At 55.9% G+C, this 19,804-nt stretch carries 16 protein-coding genes; 2 read left to right on the plus strand and 14 right to left on the minus strand.

Annotation, left to right across the window (positions count from 1 at the left end; translation table 11 throughout):
* Nucleotides 1-1,332, minus strand: coding sequence for an IS200/IS605 family accessory protein TnpB-related protein (locus LG300_RS12445; protein WP_404375638.1), 1,332 nt, complete (start codon nt 1,330-1,332; stop codon nt 1-3).
* Nucleotides 1,333-1,427: 95 nt separating this feature from the next.
* Between LG300_RS12445 and LG300_RS12450 the strand changes: the two genes are divergently transcribed.
* Entirely contained in the window at nt 1,428-2,342 is a 915-nt protein-coding gene (locus LG300_RS12450; protein WP_404375639.1) for a SulP family inorganic anion transporter, read from the plus strand.
* A gap of 80 nt (nt 2,343-2,422) precedes the next feature.
* Here LG300_RS12450 and LG300_RS12455 read toward each other — a convergent pair whose 3' ends face one another.
* On the minus strand, nt 2,423-3,943 hold the full coding sequence (locus LG300_RS12455) for an aldehyde dehydrogenase family protein (protein WP_404375640.1): 1,521 nt from the start codon (nt 3,941-3,943) through the stop codon (nt 2,423-2,425).
* 117 nt (nt 3,944-4,060) lie between these two features.
* Here LG300_RS12455 and LG300_RS12460 point away from each other — a divergent pair, with 117 nt between their 5' ends.
* On the plus strand, nt 4,061-4,741 hold the full coding sequence (locus LG300_RS12460; RefSeq protein WP_404375641.1) for a response regulator: 681 nt from the start codon (nt 4,061-4,063) through the stop codon (nt 4,739-4,741).
* On the opposite strand, the gene LG300_RS12465 is transcribed toward LG300_RS12460, so the two are convergent.
* The 12 genes from LG300_RS12465 to LG300_RS12520 all read right to left on the minus strand — a co-directional run bounded on the left by LG300_RS12465 (nt 4,738) and on the right by LG300_RS12520 (nt 19,741).
* The gene (locus tag LG300_RS12465; RefSeq protein ID WP_404375642.1) at nt 4,738-6,114 is read right to left on the minus strand and encodes a NahK/ErcS family hybrid sensor histidine kinase/response regulator; all 1,377 of its coding nucleotides are present in this window, start codon (nt 6,112-6,114) and stop codon (nt 4,738-4,740) included. The two genes, LG300_RS12460 and LG300_RS12465, sit on opposite strands and share 4 nt — an antisense overlap.
* On the minus strand, nt 6,092-7,252 hold the full coding sequence (gene nosP, locus LG300_RS12470; protein WP_404375643.1) for a nitric oxide-sensing protein NosP: 1,161 nt from the start codon (nt 7,250-7,252) through the stop codon (nt 6,092-6,094). The genes LG300_RS12465 and nosP overlap by 23 nt, the downstream gene beginning before the upstream one ends.
* Complete coding sequence (locus LG300_RS12475; protein ID WP_404375644.1) at nt 7,233-9,488, minus strand: ATP-binding protein; 2,256 nt, start codon at nt 9,486-9,488, stop codon at nt 7,233-7,235. The genes nosP and LG300_RS12475 overlap by 20 nt, the downstream gene beginning before the upstream one ends.
* Nucleotides 9,475-9,963 carry a molybdopterin-dependent oxidoreductase gene (locus LG300_RS12480; protein ID WP_404378036.1) on the minus strand — a complete coding sequence of 163 codons (489 nt, stop codon included), beginning with the start codon at nt 9,961-9,963 and terminating at the stop codon, nt 9,475-9,477. The genes LG300_RS12475 and LG300_RS12480 overlap by 14 nt, the downstream gene beginning before the upstream one ends.
* 203 nt (nt 9,964-10,166) lie before the next feature.
* The gene (locus LG300_RS12485; RefSeq protein ID WP_404375645.1) at nt 10,167-10,985 is read right to left on the minus strand and encodes a DUF2189 domain-containing protein; all 819 of its coding nucleotides are present in this window, start codon (nt 10,983-10,985) and stop codon (nt 10,167-10,169) included.
* A gap of 281 nt (nt 10,986-11,266) precedes the next feature.
* Nucleotides 11,267-11,695 carry a universal stress protein gene (locus LG300_RS12490; protein ID WP_404375646.1) on the minus strand — a complete coding sequence of 143 codons (429 nt, stop codon included), beginning with the start codon at nt 11,693-11,695 and terminating at the stop codon, nt 11,267-11,269.
* Nucleotides 11,696-11,706: 11 nt separating this feature from the next.
* Nucleotides 11,707-14,310: a TRAP transporter permease gene (locus LG300_RS12495; RefSeq protein WP_404375647.1), complete on the minus strand. Its 2,604-nt coding sequence runs from the start codon at nt 14,308-14,310 to the stop codon at nt 11,707-11,709.
* 135 nt (nt 14,311-14,445) lie between these two features.
* On the minus strand, nt 14,446-15,426 hold the full coding sequence (locus LG300_RS12500; protein WP_404375648.1) for a TAXI family TRAP transporter solute-binding subunit: 981 nt from the start codon (nt 15,424-15,426) through the stop codon (nt 14,446-14,448).
* A 383-nt stretch (nt 15,427-15,809) separates the two neighbouring features.
* Nucleotides 15,810-17,111 (minus strand): TRAP transporter large permease, encoded by a 1,302-nt coding sequence (locus tag LG300_RS12505; RefSeq protein WP_404375649.1) that lies wholly within the window; start codon nt 17,109-17,111, stop codon nt 15,810-15,812.
* A complete protein-coding gene (locus LG300_RS12510; protein ID WP_404375651.1) occupies nt 17,101-17,580 on the minus strand; it encodes a TRAP transporter small permease in 480 nt (159 codons plus the stop codon). The genes LG300_RS12505 and LG300_RS12510 overlap by 11 nt, the downstream gene beginning before the upstream one ends.
* A 59-nt stretch (nt 17,581-17,639) precedes the next feature.
* Nucleotides 17,640-18,650: a DctP family TRAP transporter solute-binding subunit gene (locus LG300_RS12515; RefSeq protein ID WP_404375652.1), complete on the minus strand. Its 1,011-nt coding sequence runs from the start codon at nt 18,648-18,650 to the stop codon at nt 17,640-17,642.
* Nucleotides 18,651-18,880: 230 nt separating this feature from the next.
* The gene (locus tag LG300_RS12520; protein ID WP_404375654.1) at nt 18,881-19,741 is read right to left on the minus strand and encodes a glycine betaine ABC transporter substrate-binding protein; all 861 of its coding nucleotides are present in this window, start codon (nt 19,739-19,741) and stop codon (nt 18,881-18,883) included.
* Between the last annotated feature and the right edge of the window lie 63 nt (nt 19,742-19,804).

A 19,804-nucleotide genomic window follows, 5' to 3' on the forward strand; every position in this document is an offset into this window, starting at 1 on the left:
TCACGCGCTCTGTTGCCAGAGCAAGGAGAGCGATACCGGGGTTCTCGGTGTACCGGTCGACTTCTGCGAGCCGGCACGGGGCGCTGCCTTGCGGCGCCGCCCCTGGTAGTAAACATGGCCGCGGGCGGCGATGTTATAGGCAGCATTCAGATCGGCGTGGTAGCGCTTGCCAGAGCTAAACGTGCACTGGCTGTAGTTGCCCTTATCGCGCTTTACCGGCCCTGATCCGTCGAAGGCTTGGCGGGACGTGCCACGGGCATAGACCGCCACATAGCGAAGCCCCTCCTCGACGGCTTTGCTACCGATGCGTGTTACCAGCTGACGATGAAACCAGCGGTGAAACCGCGCCTTCATCGGAGTACGCTTTTTTCCCGCTTTGGGTCGCCAGCCTTTCAGATTTTCGACCACGACCGCCTGGCAGTGATGATTGAGCGCGAGGTTGACCAACTGCCGACTGATCTGGTGGGCCTGGTTATCGGCGAGACGGGTCAGCCGTTGGTGGTCGCGGCCGCAAAAGCCAGGGGGTAAGCGGCTACCGTGGCGCGTGTGCTTTTTAGCGGCCTGGCGAATGCGGGTCATGAGTCGATACTCCCGGTCTTTATCCGTGCGCGCGATAAAACCCCGCGCGTGGACAGTGCCTTGAGCATCGACTACCGCCCAGGTGGCCGTCGTGTTAATGCCCACATCCACCGCCAGCACGCGTTCCGGTGCGCTTTTGACGGGTTTGGGTGGGTCGAACTGCTCGGGCAGCGATAGTTTCCACTGCCGCCCGTTGTACGTCAGCAGCGGTGACTTCGCCTTGCCTTTTCCCCGGAACCGGCAGGTGCCCTTTAGCCCAAATCCCATCCAAATCCAGTCATTCTGCCAACGCACCTTGATAAAGGCATGGCTGGCATCGGCGTTGAGCTTGGCGCACTGGCTGCCGTAGAGGCTGGGAAAGGTCTTGGTGCTGGCCGTTAAGCGCGGCGGTTTCGCGTGCGGGTGCTTGCGTCGGCCACATCGCCACTGATCGAACCGCGTGACGAACGAGCGGACTTGGCCCACTGCATCCATGATGGCCACGCGGCGAAGATAGGAAGGAAATTTGTAGTAGCGGCTGGCAAAGTAGGTATAGCGTACATGCGGGCGCTTAGCCGTTGGATGAATCAGCGCCTCAATGATCTTGACTGCTTCGTTGCCCTGCGAGGCCCCCACCGTCGGCCAGTGGGTATAAGCCACCGTCATCAGATCACGCACTAGCCGCCGATACAGCGCCAGCGTATCCTGTAGCGCCTGTTGTTGTTCGGCATTGGTAACCTGAAGGGTGAGGGTGTCAGAGCGGATAATCGGCATACGAAAACTATATATCCAACCAGTAGCATAAACAAGCAAGGCTAACGCCTTGCGCTGCCTTGACTGACGATTCATTCAAAGAATCGAATCGCAGAATGCGGCAGCATTTTGTTCAATCACTATTAGGCCCCGCCTTAGCGATTGCACTACTCGCCGCCATTGAGTCGCTGCTGTGTGCCGTGGTGGCGGATGGTTTAACCCGCACCCGCCATGACCCTAACGCAGAGCTAATCGGCCAGGGGCTTGGTAACTTAGTGGTGCCCTTTTTTGGAGGCATCACCGCGACAGCCGCCATGGCCCGTACCGCCACCAATATTAAAAGCGGTGCCTTTTCGCCCATTGCCGCTGTGGTGCATTCGCTGGTGGTATTGCTGGCCGTGGTCGCGCTGGCAGGCCTGTTAGGGTTTGTGCCGATGGCGGCCCTGGCTGCACTACTGTTTGTCATTGCCTGGAACATGAGCGAAGCCCGCCACTTTATGCATACGTTAAGGAGTGCCCCCGCCAGCGATGTGTGGGTACTGGTGATCTGCTTCGCGCTGACAGTCATTTTTGACATGGTCATCGCAGTGGCCGTGGGTATTGGCCTAGCCGCGGCGCTGTTTATTCGTCGTATGGCCCAGTTGACCCATACACAACGCTTAACCGCGCCTTCTTCAGGCGAGCACTTCCCGCCGGAAGTCGCGCTTTACAAAATGACCGGCCCGCTATTTTTCGGGGCTGCAGAGAAAGCCATTGCCACATTGCGGGTGATTGATCACAACGTGAGAATTGTGGTTCTGGATATGCGCGATGTACCGAGCCTGGATACCACCGCCATGGTGGCGCTGGATACGCTACGCCGTGAAATGGGTGAGCAAGGTGTAGGCGTCATGTTCGTCGGGCTGCCGCCCCGGTTGGCGCTGAAAATAAAGCGTGCGGGCATTCATCGTGAAGTTGGTAAATTGGCCGTGGTAAGCAACCTCGCCCACGCCGAGCGCATGGCGCGCCGCTGGTTGGGTCACGCACGCTAAAGGTACCACGCCATAAAAAAACATCCCGGCGATGTGCTTATCGCCGGGATGCGATGAGAGCGATGACTAATCGTTAACGCTTAGAAGAAACCTAGCGGGTTGATATCGTAGCTGACCAGCAGGTTTTTGGTTTGCTGGTAGTGCTCAAGCGCCATTTTATGGGTTTCGCGGCCTACCCCCGACTTCTTGTAGCCGCCGAAGGCGGCGTGTGCGGGGTACTGGTGATAGCAGTTGGTCCAGACGCGACCCGCTTGAATACCACGCCCCATGCGGAAGGCCACGTTAATATCGCGGCTCCACACGCCTGCGCCCAAGCCAAACTCGGTGTCGTTGGCAATCGCCAGCGCTTCCTCTTCGTCTTTAAAGGTGGTTACCGCCACTACTGGACCAAAGATCTCCTCCTGGAACACGCGCATCTGGTTGTTACCTTTCAGCAGCGTGGGCTGAATGTAGTAACCGCTGTTAATGCTTTCATCCAGTGTCTCTTTATTACCACCGGTAAGGAATTCAGCGCCTTCATCCCGAGCGATATCCATGTACGACATGATCTTGTCGAACTGCTCCTGGGAGGCCTGGGCACCTACCTGAACGTCAGTATCCAGCGGGTTACCGCGCTTGATGGTCTTGGTGCGCTCGATGACTTTTGCCATGAACTCGTCGTACATACTCTCCTGGATCAGCGCCCGCGATGGGCAGGTACATACTTCGCCCTGGTTAAAGAAGGCCAGCACTAGCCCCTCTACCGCCTTATCAATAAACGCTGGTTCGGCGTTCATAATATCGGCAAAGTAGATGTTGGGAGACTTACCGCCCAGCTCGACGGTGGAGGGAATAATATTCTCTGCCGCACATTTGAGAATATGCGCGCCCACGGGCGTCGAGCCGGTGAAAGCAATCTTGGCAATACGCTTGCTGGTCGCCAGCGCTTGGCCCGCTTCCGCGCCGAAGCCGTTGACGATATTGAGCACGCCCGGGGGCAACAGGTCGCCAATCAGCTCGACCACTTTCAGAATGGAAGCGGGAGTCTGCTCGGCGGGTTTGAGTACGACGCAGTTGCCTGCTGCCAGCGCCGGACCTAGTTTCCAAGCGGCCATCAAAATCGGGAAGTTCCAGGGGATGATTTGCCCCACCACGCCTAGCGGTTCGTGGAAATGGTACGCCACGGTGTTGGCGTCAATATCGGCGGCGGTGCCCTCTTGGGAACGCAGGCAACCCGCAAAGTAGCGGAAGTGGTCGACGGCTAGCGGAATATCCGCATTCAGGGTTTCACGCACGGCCTTACCGTTGTCCCAGGTTTCGGCGACGGCCAGCATTTCGAGATTTTGTTCAATACGGTCGGCGATTTTAAGCAGGATGTTACTGCGCTCTTGCACCGAGGTTTTCCCCCAAGCCGGGGCGGCTTTGTGGGCGGCATCCAGCGCTTTCTCGATATCTTCAGCGCTGGAGCGGGGAATTTCACAGAACACTTTGCCGTTTACTGGGCTAATGTTGTCGAAGTATTGACCGTTCACCGGGGGTACAAACTCACCGCCGATGTAGTTGCCATAGCGCTTTTCAAACGAAACGACAGAACCCGCTTCACCTGGGTTGGCGTAGATCATGATACTGCTCCTGGGTATTATGATTATTAAAAGGTGCCTACCCAGTGTTGGCCACCCACGCCATTCACGGTATAGCCCGATGGCAGGACGCACCCTCATCCCTTGGTAGGAGACGCCATGTACTCGCTGTTAGTGGCAGATGACCATCCACTGTTCCGCGACGCGCTTCATGCGGTCATTAGCAGTGGGCTTCCCGATACCCAACTGTTTGAGGCCGACAGCTTAGCGGGGGCCATGGCACGCATCGAGGCGCAGGAGGGTCTGGACCTGTTGCTATTGGATTTAAGCCTGCCGGATGCCGACGGGTTAGAGGGCCTGAAAATCCTGCGCGAGACATACCCCTGGCTGCCGGTGGCCATCGTCTCGGCCCACCAGGAGCGCCAGCTCGTGCTTGATGCCATTACTCTGGGGGCCGTAGGCTATATCCCGAAATCCACCCCTAGAGAGCAACTTCTCGCCGCATTGCAGCAAATTCTCCAGGGTCAGCTCTATCTGCCCGCCGATATCATGCGCCGCCCTCCTCCTCGGGCAAAACCTACAGCAGCAGGCGAAGATTCGGAGGATAAACCGAGCCGCCTGCCCCAGCTCACCGACAAACAGCTAGACGTGTTGAGCTGCATGAGCCAGGGAATGTCCAACAAGCAGATAGCCCGAGAACTGGACATTGCCGAAACCACGGTAAAGACCCATGTATCGGCTATTTTGCGAAAACTGGACGCCACCAGCCGAGTACACGCTATTGTGATGGCCGGAGAGGAGGATTTAAACGGCTATATCGCCAAGCGAATGGCGCGTTAGCGGCCCTCTAACAGCGTACCTAACAGCATCTTCAAACGCAGTGGTTTAAGCGGCTTTAGTAGGCAGTGCATCCCTGCCTCCCGGGTAGCCCGCTTTACCGAAGCTTCGTGGTTGGCGGTAATCACCACTGTGGCTAACCCAGGATAGCGGCGGCGCAGCCGGGCAGCTAAGTCGATGCCGTTCTCGCGGTGTTCCCCTAAATGGTAATCCACCAGCAGCACCGCCGGGCGCTCGCCATCGCTCGCCGCTTCCAGCGCACTTACCGTTGCTGCGGCCCGCACTCGACATCCCCAACTGCCCAGCAGCGCCTGCATACCTTCGGTAATGGCGGGGTCATCATCCACTACCCACACTACGCAGCCCTGCAGCGGGTCATCGCCCCACTGCGCGGATGGCACCGGGCTGGGTGCGCCTTCTACTGCGCCGCAGGAGGCTGCGTAAGGCACCAAAATAGAAAACAGCGAGCCATAACCTAGCCGTGATGCCAGTGTGACGGGGTGATCCAACATGGTACTAATACGATCGACAATGGCTAGGCCCAGCCCCAGGCCGCGACTGTGGTTGGCCTGGGGCTGGCTGGCGCGACGAAACTCCAGAAAAATGGCTTTGCGCTGTGGCTCTGGAATACCGGGGCCAGTATCACCCACCATAATCTCCAGGCCATTGGCCCGGCGGCGGCAGCCTAACAGCAGGTGGCCGTGCTCTGTGTAGCGCACCGCATTGCTAAGGAAATTACGCACCACCCGCGCCAGCAGCGCTAAATCGGACTCCACCCACACCCGCGAAGGTACATAGTGAAGGGTGAGCCCGCGTACCCCCGCCACTTGGCGATACTCCTCCGCCAACGCATCCAGCAGCGTACTTACGGCAAAGGGCGCCTTATCGGCGTGAAGCACTCCGGCATCCAGACGGGAGATATCCACCAGCGTGCCCAGCAAGCCCTCGACATCTTTCAGCGAGCGCCCGATGTGGCCGACAAGTGCCTGGGAGGACTCAGGTAGCGCATGGGTTTCCAGGGCGCTGGCAAACAGCCGTGCCGCATTGAGCGGTTGTAGAAGGTCATGGCTCACGGCGGCTAAAAACTTGGTTTTAGAGACGTTAGCCGCGTGGGCTTCGGCATTCGCCGCCAGCAAACGGGCATTGACTTGGCTTAGCTCGTCCAGGGTGCGGTGCAGCGCATCAGTGCGCTCGCGTACCTGCTCTGCCAGCAGCACCGAGCGCTCAAAGGCTGCATAGGGCGCGCCATTAGGGCTACCGCCAGACTCCACTCGCTCCATTAACGCCGCACACACTTTGCGTAGCCGGTGGTTCTCCTCACGCAGGGCCGCAATATCGTCGCCTTGCTGCGAATCAGGGAGTTGGAAGAGCGCCAAAGGCCACCCCCGTAAAGGTTTGGTTTACATGCATACCGTGGTGCTGCTCACCGTAGGTATTAAACCCCACGACGCGGGCTTGGCGCAGCAGCGTCGATGCTTGGTCCAGTTGCCCTAACGACTCCAGTGCCATTCGGCGTAAAAAGCAGTCGCAGCCAATAATCGCGGCAGGTTCCCCTAAGCGGGCTTCCACTCGCTGCAGCATATGGGCTAAATCGGTGAGCAGCGGCGTGGGCTGCATGGCGGTGAGCACGATGCCATTTTCCACCGCACAGTAGAAGCTTAGGCTGCCATCGTCATTGACCCGTTGAATCGAGCGAATATAGTGCTGGCCGCCCAGGTGTACCGCCAGCGGGTGCTGAGCAAAAATGGGAGGCGCAAGCGCCTCAACCGAACAGCCCACCAGCGCGGCATACAGTTCGGCCGCGGGGACACCGTTAAGTTCCAGCACGCGGCGGCGCTCACGATCCGCAGCGGTAACCACCAGCTTGTGCTCAAGTGGCTCAAGGTGGTGGGTGGAGAATACTTCAAACGGTAGCCGAGTATTCATCATGACCACCACCGCCGCACGGGTATGGAAGCGCCCGTTAGCGTATACATGGGTATGGGTTAAGTGGTTATCGTCCCCTGCGGAACCGCCAAAGCTTGGAATGCGCCCCAAGGCCGCATCCAGCGTTGCCAGCACTTGCTCTTCACGGCTGGATAGCCCATCCAGCAGCGTCAGAGCAAAGCTGTGCTCGTTGACCGGCGCAACGGCTTGGCGACGGCAGCGCTCTAACAGTTTATCCACCAGGGGCTGCGCGGTGGGTAGATCAAAGTGCTCCAAGTCATCAATCAACGCGGTTTCTACCGCAAAAAAGCGCTGATCAAAGCAGATCGCCACCACTGAGCCGCGGTCATAGCCATCCGGCGTTAGCTCGCCTGCGGTGGTGCAGCCGCTAATAGGCAGCTCGCCAAACGCACTGCTTAGCGCCTGGGCAAGTGCGGCCAGCGGATACTCTGCACTACAGAAAAACAGCACAAAGCCCGCATGCTCATGGTAGAGCGACGCCGCCAGCTCGTTAGCCGCGACATAAGGGTCGGATGCGCGGCTTGCAGCGGTTATCAGGCCACTTTTGTTAGTTAAGCGGGTGGTCATAACGCCATTGCTCCAACGCAGCTTGGGTGCGTGCCGCACAGTGTTGCAGCGCGCTAAAAGCCTCTTCAAGCTGAACAGTTAAGGCGGCTGGCTGACCCGCCAGCTGCTCTAACTGCTTTGCCTGAGCGGCTAGCTGCTCGGCACCGATGCTTAGCGACTCACCTCGCAATTGGTGGGCAAGGCGCGCTATTTGTTGGGCCGCTTGCTCCGCTGCAGTGCCCGCCTGGGGCATCACATAGTCAGCCATCTGGTGGAGGTAGTCGCGCAGTTGCTGATGATAAAGCGTCATCAGTTGAGTAACGCTATCAGCGCCTAGCGAGCTGACTAAGGCCGCTAAGGTATCGTGATTCACTAACGCCGCCTGGCTTTGCCCGCAAGCCGGCTCGCTCAGTTCAGGCGGCGGCTGGCTGCCTTGGGTGTGAGCCAGCTGCAGCGCTAGCACGTTGCTTAACGCCAACAGCGAGAGCGGTTTGGTGATGTAGTCATCCATCCCGGCGGCCAAACAGCGCTTGCGAACACCTTCAGCACCGCCTGCCGTCATTGCCACGATGGGCACATCACTGCACCAATCGCCAAATGCACGCAACTTCTGGGTAACGGTTACACCATCAATATCCGGCAGCTGAATATCCATAAAGATCAGATGAAACGGCTGACGCTGAACCATCATGAGCGCATCGTGGCCATTTTCAGCGCACACCACCTCACACCCTAGCCGCGACAGTAGCCCAATCGCCACTTTACGGTTTACCGCGTTATCTTCCACCAACAGCAGCGACGTGCCGCTAAAGTTCCGAGCGGGTTCTGCCGATGGCAACGCCGTGTTGGCAGGACTAGCTTCGACTAGCGGTAGCTCACACCAAAAAGTACTGCCTTGACCGGGTGTGCTGGTGACCCCTAACCTTCCCTGCATCGCATCGCTTAGCCGCTTGCAGATGGCTAGCCCTAGGCCGGTGCCGCCGTAACGGCGGGCAACGCTCTCATCCGCCTGCTGAAACGGCTCGAAAAGCGTCTCTTGCTGCTCGCTGTTCAGCCCGCAGCCGGTGTCGCTAATTTCAAACAGCAGATGCTCTACCGTTGAGGTGACGCGAATGGAGACACTGCCGTGATCGGTAAATTTAATCGCATTCGCAATCAGGTTGAGCAGTATCTGACGCAGCCGACCTGCATCGACCATGATCCAGGCAGGCACTAGCGGGTCAATATATAGCGAGAGCTGCAGATCTTTTTCCTGGGCACGCGGCTCAAACAGCGCCATTACTCCTTCTACCAACGGGGTGACGGCGGTAGACGACGTTTCTAAGGTTAAGTGGCCCGCCTCGATTTTGGAAAAATCGAGAATCTCGTTAATCATTGCCAGCAGCTGGTTGGCGCTGTCGTGGATAGTGCGTGCGTAATCCTCTACCTGGTCAGGAGTTGCCGGCTCACGCAGCAGCTCGCTCATGCCGATCACACCGTTCAGCGGTGTACGGATTTCATGGCTCACCATTGCCAGAAAATCGGATTTCGCATGGTTAGCAGCTTGTGCCTGCTTAGCCGTTACCTGCAGCTGTTTACTAAGCTGCTCTTGTTCTCGGCGTGCGGCGGCGCTTTCGCGCATTTCACGCACCAAGAAGATAATCACCAGCAGCACCGCCAGGCTCATGCCTATTAGCAGCGACATCAAGAGTTTATAAAGCGTACTAAGCAGAGCCCGTTCTTCCGTCGCGGACTCGGCTAGGTAACCATTGATGGCAATGACAAAACGTTCGGTAAGCCGTGTTAGCGCATGAAGCTCGTTTTCCAGAGCGACGACCGGCATCTGCGCCAACTCATCATGGGGCTCGAACATGGGGTCTAGGGTGTCAAGCTGCTGCTGGATTTGGTCAAGCAGTTCACTGGCTGGCCCAATACTTTGCAGAAGTGAACTAACCTCCCCTTCTCGCAACAGCGTGATACGACTGTAGAGAAGCTCAAAACGCAGGTTAAGCGCGTCTTGAGCGCTAGGAGAGAGCGAGCCCCGCGTTTCCGCCAGCAGATGGTTCAGTAACTGAATGGCGTCACGGTCAAGTTTATAGACCACCCAAGCGGTATCTTCTCGCAAACTTTGCGTTAGATTATCCTGCCGCCACGCTGACAGTGCTGCTACCACTAGCGCCGCCGCAAATAGCAGCACGGTGATGATCGCAACCAGTTTAAGACGCCGTGGATAGCGAAACAGGCGAGGAGCCCGTGCAATAGGTTCACTGGCGGACATTAATATGCATTACCTGCCAAACGGATCTAAAGCGCATTCGCTCGCTTAACAGCGCTTCATCATGATCAAAGGGGTAAAGCACCCACAAAGGCCCATATTCTCGGATAGGAATGGCTTTCTCGTCGCGCTCTAAGGCCAAAATAACGTCATAATCATAGAAGTCTGTTACGGGGATCTCGGCTTCATAGCCGTTAAGCGCCGACACGTATACGGCCTCGCCTTCTGCGCCGATATGCTCAAGAAGAGTGCGCATCAGCGGCCCACGGTAGTGGCTGGCCCCCTCTGTCCATGGTGTTCCGGTGGTAAATTCATGCTGCGGTAGCGCGCTAAGCATCGCGCGGTCAAAATGGGCCTCTTCACCCACATTAGCCGCTGCAATATCACCATCCACTTTTAAAATCACCGGCCCGCTTGGCGCTGCCAATGCATCTGATGTCTCAGCTAGCCCCGTATGGGGAAGGCTGAGCACCAGCATCGTCCACCCCAATAACAACGCTTTCACTACAAATTCCTCATATCGTAGCGCCCCAGACACACGCAGTGGTACCTGCGAGCGCCAAAAGCAATAAAAAAGAGATGACGCTTAGGGTACGCCATCTCAATTCGTCGGTCAGGCTAATTACGATGATTTTAGTAAGTAGTGAGTAACATTACACAGAGGTACGTGACAATAAACCGTTAGGTTTTCAACTGTTCAACGGGTTCAAATCGCACTAGATCTTCGTAAGCATGCCAGCTCGCATGGCCAAGCACGGGCAGAATAAGTGCTAGACCAATGTAGAAGGTCATCACACCTACTAGCACGCAACCGGTCAAAATAGCCGCCCAGAGCAGCATAGGCCGGAAGTTGCGAGCCACACAGCGCACGCTGGCTTCAATACCTTCCATAAAGGTGAGATCTTGATCCATTAACGTGGGAATCGCGACCACGCTGATCGCAAAGGCTCCAAATGCCAAAACACCGCCTGCTACGGTGCCTACCGCCAGCATACTTAGGCCTTCCTGGGTGGTCACCAGCGTAGTGTAGAGTGTTGCCGGGCTAGGTACTTCAAAGCCGAAGAACAGCGCAAATAGCAGCGTGGCCAGCCGTATCCAGGCGAGGAAGAAAATCATCATCATCACCCCCATCATGGCTAGCTGCCCCGCGTGGGGTCGCCAGCTGCCAAACGCATCACCTAAATTGGGGACTCGCCCACGCTCAAGCGCCAGGCTAATACCGTAGGAGCCAACGGCCACCAGTGGCCCAATAAACATAAAGCCTGCAATCATTGGCAGTAACCAGTGCCAGTAGCCCAGCGTATAAGCACCTAAGGTAATGGCAATACTTAACCCTACCCAAAACATGCCATATGCGAGGCTAATAGCGGACGCACGACGAAAGTCCTCCATACCTGCGGCAAGCCAAGCACGTGGCCTGTCCATTCCTACCTTATTGATAATGATTTTGACGTTAGGCGCACCGGTTGAGTGGTCGTGTGTTTTTGTTGTTGCATTCATGGCGTAACTCCTGTGATTTACCCCAAATCGCTGTCACTGACCCAAGCACCAAGGTAAATAGCTACCATGTGTGTTGACACCATTAATCCAACGTTAATGGCTTAATGTTCTTTTAATGTAGCTGAGCCACTGCTTGTTGAGTGCTTATGGTGGCAAGCCGTACAAAAAATCTTTGTTTAGCGCTGTTAACAGCAATTAAATCGATGCATTAGAAAAAACGCATGTTTTAGGCAAAAAAACTCCAGACCATTGGCCTGGAGCTTTTCAACCTATACCACCGTCTAGCGCACGATCATCACCGACACTTTAGCGTGGTGAACAACGTGCTCTGCGTTGGGGCCCAACACGTAATCAACGAACTTACGCTTGGTATGGGATGCCATCACAATCAGGTCAGCATCAATTTTCTTGCCTACCTTAATGATGGCTTCCCACGGCGAGCCGTCAACAATCACACTCTGGGTTTTAATTCCTTCAGGCACATGCTCCTGAATGAATTTGTGCTGTGCCTCCTTCATCGCATCATGCGCTTTTTCGGAGAAGTTTTTTGGAAAATAAGCCCCTACCATGGGCATTTTAAATTCCGGTAGTACCGTGACCACATGCAGCGATGCACCAAAGGTTTGGCACAGCGTTACCGCTGTGGGCAGCGCTTTCTTCCATGAAGCCTCTTCGTTTAAGTCCACGGGGAGTAGCACTTTATGGTACATAGCAACCTCCATTAGGCAGCGGCGGCGGTTTTATCGGGCTTCTCGTGACGACGCCGACGCTGCTGCATGACGACGACAAGCGCAAAGATGCCCAGTGCGGGTAGCCACATCCACTCTTTGGTCCAGCGATCTACCGGGGCCAGCACTTCGATAATCTCTTGGTCGAAATCGAAGCCTAACTCAGCTGCTTGGCTGCCAAACTCTACAAAGTCAACCAGGGTCTGGTCGCCATCTTCGTAAAGCTCTATACCCAGGTTAGCCATGCGCTCTTCGCCTGTTTCGCCGCGGGGTACAGGCACCAGCACATAGGTGGTCATGGGCGCGCCGAAATCATCCTCACCGGCAATTTGCACGCGCAGGTTGCTACCATCATCAACTCGTCCTAACGCTTCAGCAAACTGGGCAGGTGGCACCGACTCGTAGGGGTCGTGGATTTTATCCATCCAGAAGCCAGGGCGGAACAAGGTGAAGGCCACTAACAGCAGGAGCAGCGACTCATACCAGCGGTTCCGAGTCAGCATGTAGCCCTGAGTGCCTGCCGCAAAGATCAGCATGGCGATGGTGGCGACAATAAACACCACAATGCCCTGCATCACCGTGACATCGATCAACAGCAAATCCGTGTTGAAGATGAACAGGAACGGCAGCGCCGCTGTACGCAGGCTATAGTAAAACGCCTGGAAGCCGGTACGCAGCGGGTCGCCGCCAGATACCGCTGCCGCAGCAAAAGAAGCCAGCCCCACCGGTGGCGTGACGTCCGCCATAATGCCGAAATAGAACACAAACAGGTGTACGGCAATCAGCGGGACGATCAGGCCATTTTGCTGGCCCAACAGCACGATCACCGGGGCCATCAGCGCCGATACCACGATGTAGTTGGCGGTCGTGGGTAAGCCCATGCCGAGAATCAAACTGAGCAGTGCTGTCAGCAGCAGAATCATCATCAGGTTGCCGCCGGAGAGGATCTCGACGACATCTGCCAACACCAAACCTACGCCGGTTTGAGATACTGCACCTACGACAATCCCTGCGGTGGCGGTCGCAATGCCGATACCGATCATGTTGCGTGCGCCGGTCACCAGGCCATCCCACAGGTCTTTAAAGCCCTCTTTGATATCAGCGGCCATCTGGCTGCGGCCACGGAAAATCGCAATAATCGGGCGCTGGGTGACCATGATGAAAATCATGAACATGGTGGCCCAGAACGCTGACAACCCAGGCGAAAGACGCTCTACCATCAAGCACCACACCAGCACCACAACCGGCAGAATATAGTGCAGGCCGACCATGACCGTCGGGCGGGTTTGCGGCAGTTTCACCACTTCGGAGTTGGGGTCGTCCATCTCCAACTCAGGGTAGTTAGCACCGACTTTCAGCAAGCCAACATACACAACCGCCAAGCCGACGGAGACCACCCATGGGGTCGCTTCACCCAGCACCGGCTTCAACCAGCCTAGGCCGTAGTAGACGGCGATGGAGAGCCCCATCAGCAGCAGCAAACCGGTCATAAAGCCGATCACTTTGTTCAGCAACGGGCGTGCCGGGTTGCTGGACGGCAGGCCTTTCATATTGGCCTTGAGCGCTTCCAGGTGAACAATGTAGATCAGCGCAATATAGGAAATCAGCGCCGGTAAGAAGGCGTGCTTGATCACGTCGACATAGGGAATGCCCACGTACTCCACCATCAAAAACGCAGCCGCGCCCATCACGGGCGGCATAATCTGGCCATTCACCGAAGAGGAGACTTCGACCGCGCCTGCCTTTTCTGCACTAAAGCCGACTCGCTTCATCATCGGAATCGTAAAGGTGCCGGTGGTAACGGTATTGGCAATCGACGACCCCGAGATCAAGCCGGTCATACCAGAGGCAACGACTGCCGCTTTGGCCGGGCCGCCTTTGAAGTGGCCAAGCAGGGAGAACGCCACTTTGATGAAGTAGTTACCCGCGCCCGCTTTGTCCAGCAGTGCGCCAAATAGCACAAATAGGAAAACGAAGCTGGTGGAGACACCTAGCGCAATGCCAAAGACCCCTTGAGTACCCAGCCACTGGTGGTTAATCAAACCACCCAGGCTGACGCCACGATGCGCCAAAATACCTGGCATGTAGGGGCCAAACAGCGAATAGGCAATAAAAATTGCCGCAACGATCATTAGAGGTGGCCCTAATGCTCGGCGGGTCGCTTCCAGCAACATTAAAATGCCAATAATGCCCACGACGATGTCCTGGGTAATCGGCAACCCAGGCCGCTGGGCCAAATCAGCATAAAAAATAAACAGGTAAGCGCCACAAAACGCCGCTACCGCTGCCAGTACCCAATCCGCCAGGGGCACGCGGTCACGGGGGGAGCGCTTGAAGGCGGGATACGCCATAAAGGCCAAAAAGAGCGCAAACGCTAAGTGAATCGAGCGCGCTTCCGTGGCGCTAAACACGCCAAAGCCAACAATATAAGGAAGTGGCGACGCAATCCATAGCTGAAACAGCGACCAAACCGCTGCAATACTCACAAGCAGCTTGCCGGGTGCGCCTAGGGGTTTCCGTGCCCCTGTATCGCTGGAAGCGACCATATCCTCCAGGTCGTTCGCAGCGGCTGCCGAAGGTTGTTTGTCATCACGCATACGCTTGCCCTGCCTAATGGTCAGCGCTGTCAATCAGCGCTCTCAACAAGAAGCGCGGACACCCAAGGTGCCCGCGCTTTGCAACTCAAAGCGACGCTACTCACCTTTCGTCAATAGCGTCACTTTATCTACAGCTTATTCGATCCAGCCACGCTCACGATAGTAACGTGCCGCGCCATCATGCAGCGGTGCAGTCAGACCGTCAGAGATCATGTCTTCTTCGTTCAGATTCTCAAACGCCGGGTGCAGGCGCTTGAAGCGATCAAAGTTTTCAAACACGGCTTTCACCGTTTCGTAAACGATGTCTTCATCAACGGCAGTGGAAGAAACGAAGGTTGCCGCCACACCAAAGGTTTCGACATCTTCATCGTTACCGCGGTAGAGACCGCCCGGAATAACAGAACGGGTGTAGTAGGGGTACTCTTCAATCAGGCCGTCGATCTCTTCGCCAGTCACTGATACTAAGCGCGCATCAACGGTCGTGGTGGCTTCCTGGATAGAACCGTTCGGGTGGCCTACCACGTATACCATCGCGTCGATGTTGTTGTCTGACAGGGCAGCCGCCTGCTCAGCAGCATCTAGCTGTGAGGCCAGCGCGAAGGTGTCTTCTGTCCAGCCAAACGCATCCATCACTACATCCATGGTGTTGCGCTGGCCAGAACCCGGGTTACCGATGTTGACACGCTTGCCTGGGAAATCGCTGATGTTCTCAATACCAGAGTCAGCGCGGGCAACCACGGTCAGCGGCTCGCCATGCATAGTGAAGACAGCACGCATATCTTCCCAAGCGCCTTCCTCTTCAAAGTTGGCTTCACCGTGGTAAGCGCGGTACTGAACGTCAGACTGTACGACGCCCATATCCAGCTCACCGCTCTTCATACCGTTGACGTTTGCCACGGAGCCACCGGTAGACGGAGCGTTACAGCGGATGTTGTGCTCATCGCTGCCACGGTTCACCATGCGGCATACCGACTGGCCAACGACATAGTAAACACCGGTTTGGCCACCAGTACCGATGGTAATGTAGCGCTCCTGAGCAACAGCCGGAGAGGCAAAAGTTGCTGCAGCGATTAACGCGCCTGAGAAGGCCGCGGTAGAAAATACATGGCGTTTCATGAACACACCTCTTTATCTTGATGTTGTGAGCGTTATGCGCTTTGAAGCCACCTGCAGAACGGTTCCCTTCAGGTGTTTCGGTTCCAAAACGTTGTCAAGACAATCTGTTATCAACCTCGGCATTGAGTGCCGACTGTTCCTACTTTAGCGAAAAAAATGCTAATTGGCGAAACACGATATAATTTTATGCCTGTTGTAGCGCAACAGCACTGCCCTACTGACTACCTAAGCGCTTTTCTTAAGAGCTTTCCCTTGAGAACTCTCGCAATTTTCTCTTACGCACGCGCATGCGGCTCAGTCTAGTGGCCTGTAACGTTTAGTAAACATTAAACACTATGCCATGTTGGCATAGGCCATCGCTTATTGGTTATCCCGTTTGACCACTAGACGTTATAGCCCAACACCGTGGGTAGCCACAGGGCAATGCTTGGAAATATTGCCACCAGTGCCAAGGCACACCCCATAGCAACCACAAAGAGCAGCGCCCAGCCAATTGTATGCTCCAAGCGTATCTTGGCCACTTCGGTGGTTACCATTAAGTTCACCGCCACGGGAGGTGTAAACTGGCCGATGGCAATGTTCATCGCCAGTAAAATGCCAAACCATACCGGGTTCCACTCAAAGTGCTGCATCACCGGAATCAGAATTGGCATCATAATAAGATAAATCGAGATCGCATCCAGCAGCATACCCGCCACCAGCACCGCCAGCATCACCAGTATCAGTAGCAACACGCCGTTATCGGTCAGGCTAATGATCCACTCGGCTAAGTGGCGGAAGGTGCCAAGCATGGTGCCTGCCCAGGCAAAAATTCCTGCCAGCGCAATAATCAGCATCACTACGCCAGAGATAATAGCTGCTTCGCCTAGTAACTCCCACACATCCCGAAGTGTCAGCTCTCGGGTAAGAAACAGACCAACAATCGCCCCATAGGCAACCGCCACGACTGCCGCTTCGGTGGGGGTAAATAACCCCGAGCGCAGTCCCCCCAAAATCAGCACTGGAGCAAACAGCGCAGGCAGCGCTTCGCGAAACGTTCCCTTTACCGTTAGGGTTTCAGCGCCTTCTGCTGGCGTACCTTCCCAGCCGTACCGCTTGGCGACTATCATCGCTGGCACTAGCAGCGCCAGCCCAGCCAGTACGCCTGGGAAGAGTCCTGCAGCAAACAGCGCACGCAGATCAACGCCCGGCACCACAATCGAGTAGAGAATCAGCGCAACGGAGGGGGGAATCAAAATCGCCGTCGAGGCCGAGGCCGCAATTAGCGTGGCAGAAAACGGCTTGGGGTAACCTGCCTTGGTCATGCTGGGTAACATAACCATTGCAACTGCCGCCGCATCGGCGGGGCCAGAGCCACTCATGCCGCCCATGATCATACATACCAGCACCGCGACCAGCGCCAGCCCGCCGTGCCGAGGTCCAATCAGCGCCTGGGCAAAGCGCACCAAACGCAGCGCCACGCCTGCCCGTTCAAAGATCAGCCCGGTGAGAATAAACAGTGGAATGGCAATCAAGGGGTACTTGGCAATGCTGTTATAGGTATTGGTGCCCAGGGTGGCCAGCATATCCGGTGATAGCCCAAGGACAATGCCCACCGCCCCAGAAAGCGCCAAAGAAAATGCTACCGGCACGCCGGCAATCAGCAGTCCGGCAAACGCCAGAATCATCCAGATATCAGCTGTCACTGGTCAGCTCCCCTTTCAAACGGTCACGGGTTTGCTGCACCAAGCGCCACATCATGGCAGCAGACAAAATAGGCAGCCACACTAAGTACCACCACTGCGGTAGCCCTAAGCCCGGCGACAGCGACTCCCACTGATACTCCTGCCACGCCAGTTTGCCGCCGTACCAAGTAATCAACCCCAGCACGATCATCCCGCACAGGGCTTGAAAGAGAATTAGCACGCCCCGCCAGCGCTCAGGCAATGCACGCTCTAGCAGGCCAATACGAATATGCCGGTTTCGCCTTAGGGCAACTGACGCTCCGGCAAACGTAAGCACAACCAGGAGAAATACGGAAAACTCTTCAGTAAACGAAAATGAGCCTCCTGTTAAATAGCGTGTAACCACATTACCCAGGCTAATCAGCGCAATTACAATCAATGAGAGCGCGCCAAGCCAACGTTCGGGGCGCGCATCGGGAAAGCCTTTCATGGCAGCCTCACATCGGCAAGCTGCCGCCCTTTGCAGGCGGCAGTCGAAACATTCAGTTATTAACGGGCGTCGATAGCGGCTTGAGCGGCCTCAACCACCTCTTCACCAATGCGCGGAGCCCATTTCTCATATACGGACTGAGTGGCATCCACGAACGCTTGGTATTGCTCATCGGTGAGTTCGGTGACCGTCACACCCCGCTCTTGAATTGCAGCTAAGCGCTCGCTCTCCTGCTCACGGGTCATGGCGATTTCCCACGCGCCCGCTTCTTCTGCCGTTTCGCGCAGCAGGGTCTGATGCTCTTCACTTAATGACTGCCATACCTGCTGGTTAACAGCAAAAATCAGCGGGTCGTTCATATAGTTCCAGAGGGTCAGGTGTTCCTGCCCCACCTGGTCAATACGCGCCACATCAAATACTGATAGCGGGTTCTCCTGACCGTCCACTGCGCCAGTAGTCAGGGCGGGCTGAGCATCAGTCCAGCTCATTTGCGTGGGGTCAGCGCCTAACACGGAGAACGTATCCTGGAACAGCGGCGAACCTACCACGCGGATCTTTAGACCCTCCAGATCATCCGGCTGGCTAATCGGGCCGCGGGAGTTGGAGAGTTGGCGGAAACCATTTTCACCCCAAGCCAGCGGCATAACACCACGGGACTCAATGGCTTCAAACACCATCTCACCTGCCTCTCCTCCAGTCACAGCGTCTACCGCCGCTTCATCGGGAATAAAAAACGGTAGAGAGAACAGGTTGAGTTCTGGCACCTGTGGCGACCAGTTAATCGTTGAACCCACGGCGGCATCAATCAGCCCAGAGCGCATGGCAGAAAACTCACGGGTCTGGTCTCCCGACACCAGCTGCGAGTTAGGGTAAACCCGCAAAGTGAGTTCACCACCGCTGCGCTCTTCGACGAGTTCCGCCCACTTCTCAGCGGCTTGGCCCCAAGGGAAAGCGTCTGAGAGCACGGTAGAGACCGAGAGTTCGCGGGCTTGCGCGGAAAAAGCAGCCGAGAGCAGTGCAGCGCCAGCCAAGCCAGCGGTTAAACGAGCCATAGAGCGTGTCAGCGTCATTATTGTCGATCCTTTTTATCCGTTCTTTTTTATCAATACTTTTTGCGGTTCTTATGAGATGCCCGGCCCAGTGAAAGGCAACAGGCACACGCCCATTGTAGGCAGTTAGCAAGCGAAAGGAAGCCATCGAAGGTCGGTCTTGGCAACTCAGTGAGTTATCCTCAGGTGTCTACTTAGCAAAACGCCCCGCGCATCAGCGTCAGGGCGTTATAAAAGGTTGTATTAACAGGCTATTCACCAGCGGCCAGCCAGGTATCGACCAACGCGCGGTTTTCATTAATCCAACTGCGCGCCCCCTCTACAGGGTCGCCCTGCTGTTCAATCATAGCCATCAGACTACCCAAGGTATCGTCATCCATATGCCACTCGTTCAGCACTTGAGTGAGCCATGGGTCGTCTTCAGCAAACCCTTTGCGAGAGAACCAGAAAATATCGTCGCTTTCGCCGTAAACGCCCTGGGTATCTTCCAAGTACTTGAGATCATACTCAGCAAAAGCCCAGTGCGGATTCCATAGTGTCACAGCGATAGGCTCTTCGCGCTGATACGCATCGTTCAGAGCGGCCATCATCGCTGGGTCCGAGCTATAGATTTGGCGCAGTGGCAGGTCGTAGGCTTCAATCGCATCGTCGGTCAGCCCGGCAATGGCCGAGCCGGAATCGATACCAATGATGGTGGGACGACCCTGATAAGAGAACTGCTCGGCGTTATCGCGCAGTGCATCAATGGTGTCGATCTCAACATAGCTAGGTACCACAATGCCTAGGCCAGTACCTTCGTACCACACGTCATGCACATCGATCTCATCTTTATAGGGCGCAAGAAAATCTTTGTCCGTAGTAGGTAGCCAGATTTCCAGTGAGATATCGAAATCATTATTGGCTAGCCCACTGTACAGCACGCTTTTGCCCACATCGGTGAGTTCGATATCGTAGCCGTGCTCTTCTTCCAGCACGATTTTCCACATATTGGCGACGGCAATATTTTCGGCCCAGTTATTGGTACCAATGACCAACTGCTTGTCGTTTGCATGGGCGGAAGCCGCCGCTAGCGCCATGCTCAGGCCTAACAACGTTGATGAGATTTTCTTCATAATCATTCCCCTATTATTACTTTTGATCTCGATACAACGACTGTTGCCGCCTTACTATAACAC

Source organism: Vreelandella aquamarina (assembly GCF_044805175.1).
In the GTDB taxonomy this organism is placed as follows: Bacteria; Pseudomonadota; Gammaproteobacteria; order Pseudomonadales; family Halomonadaceae; genus Vreelandella; species Vreelandella aquamarina_B.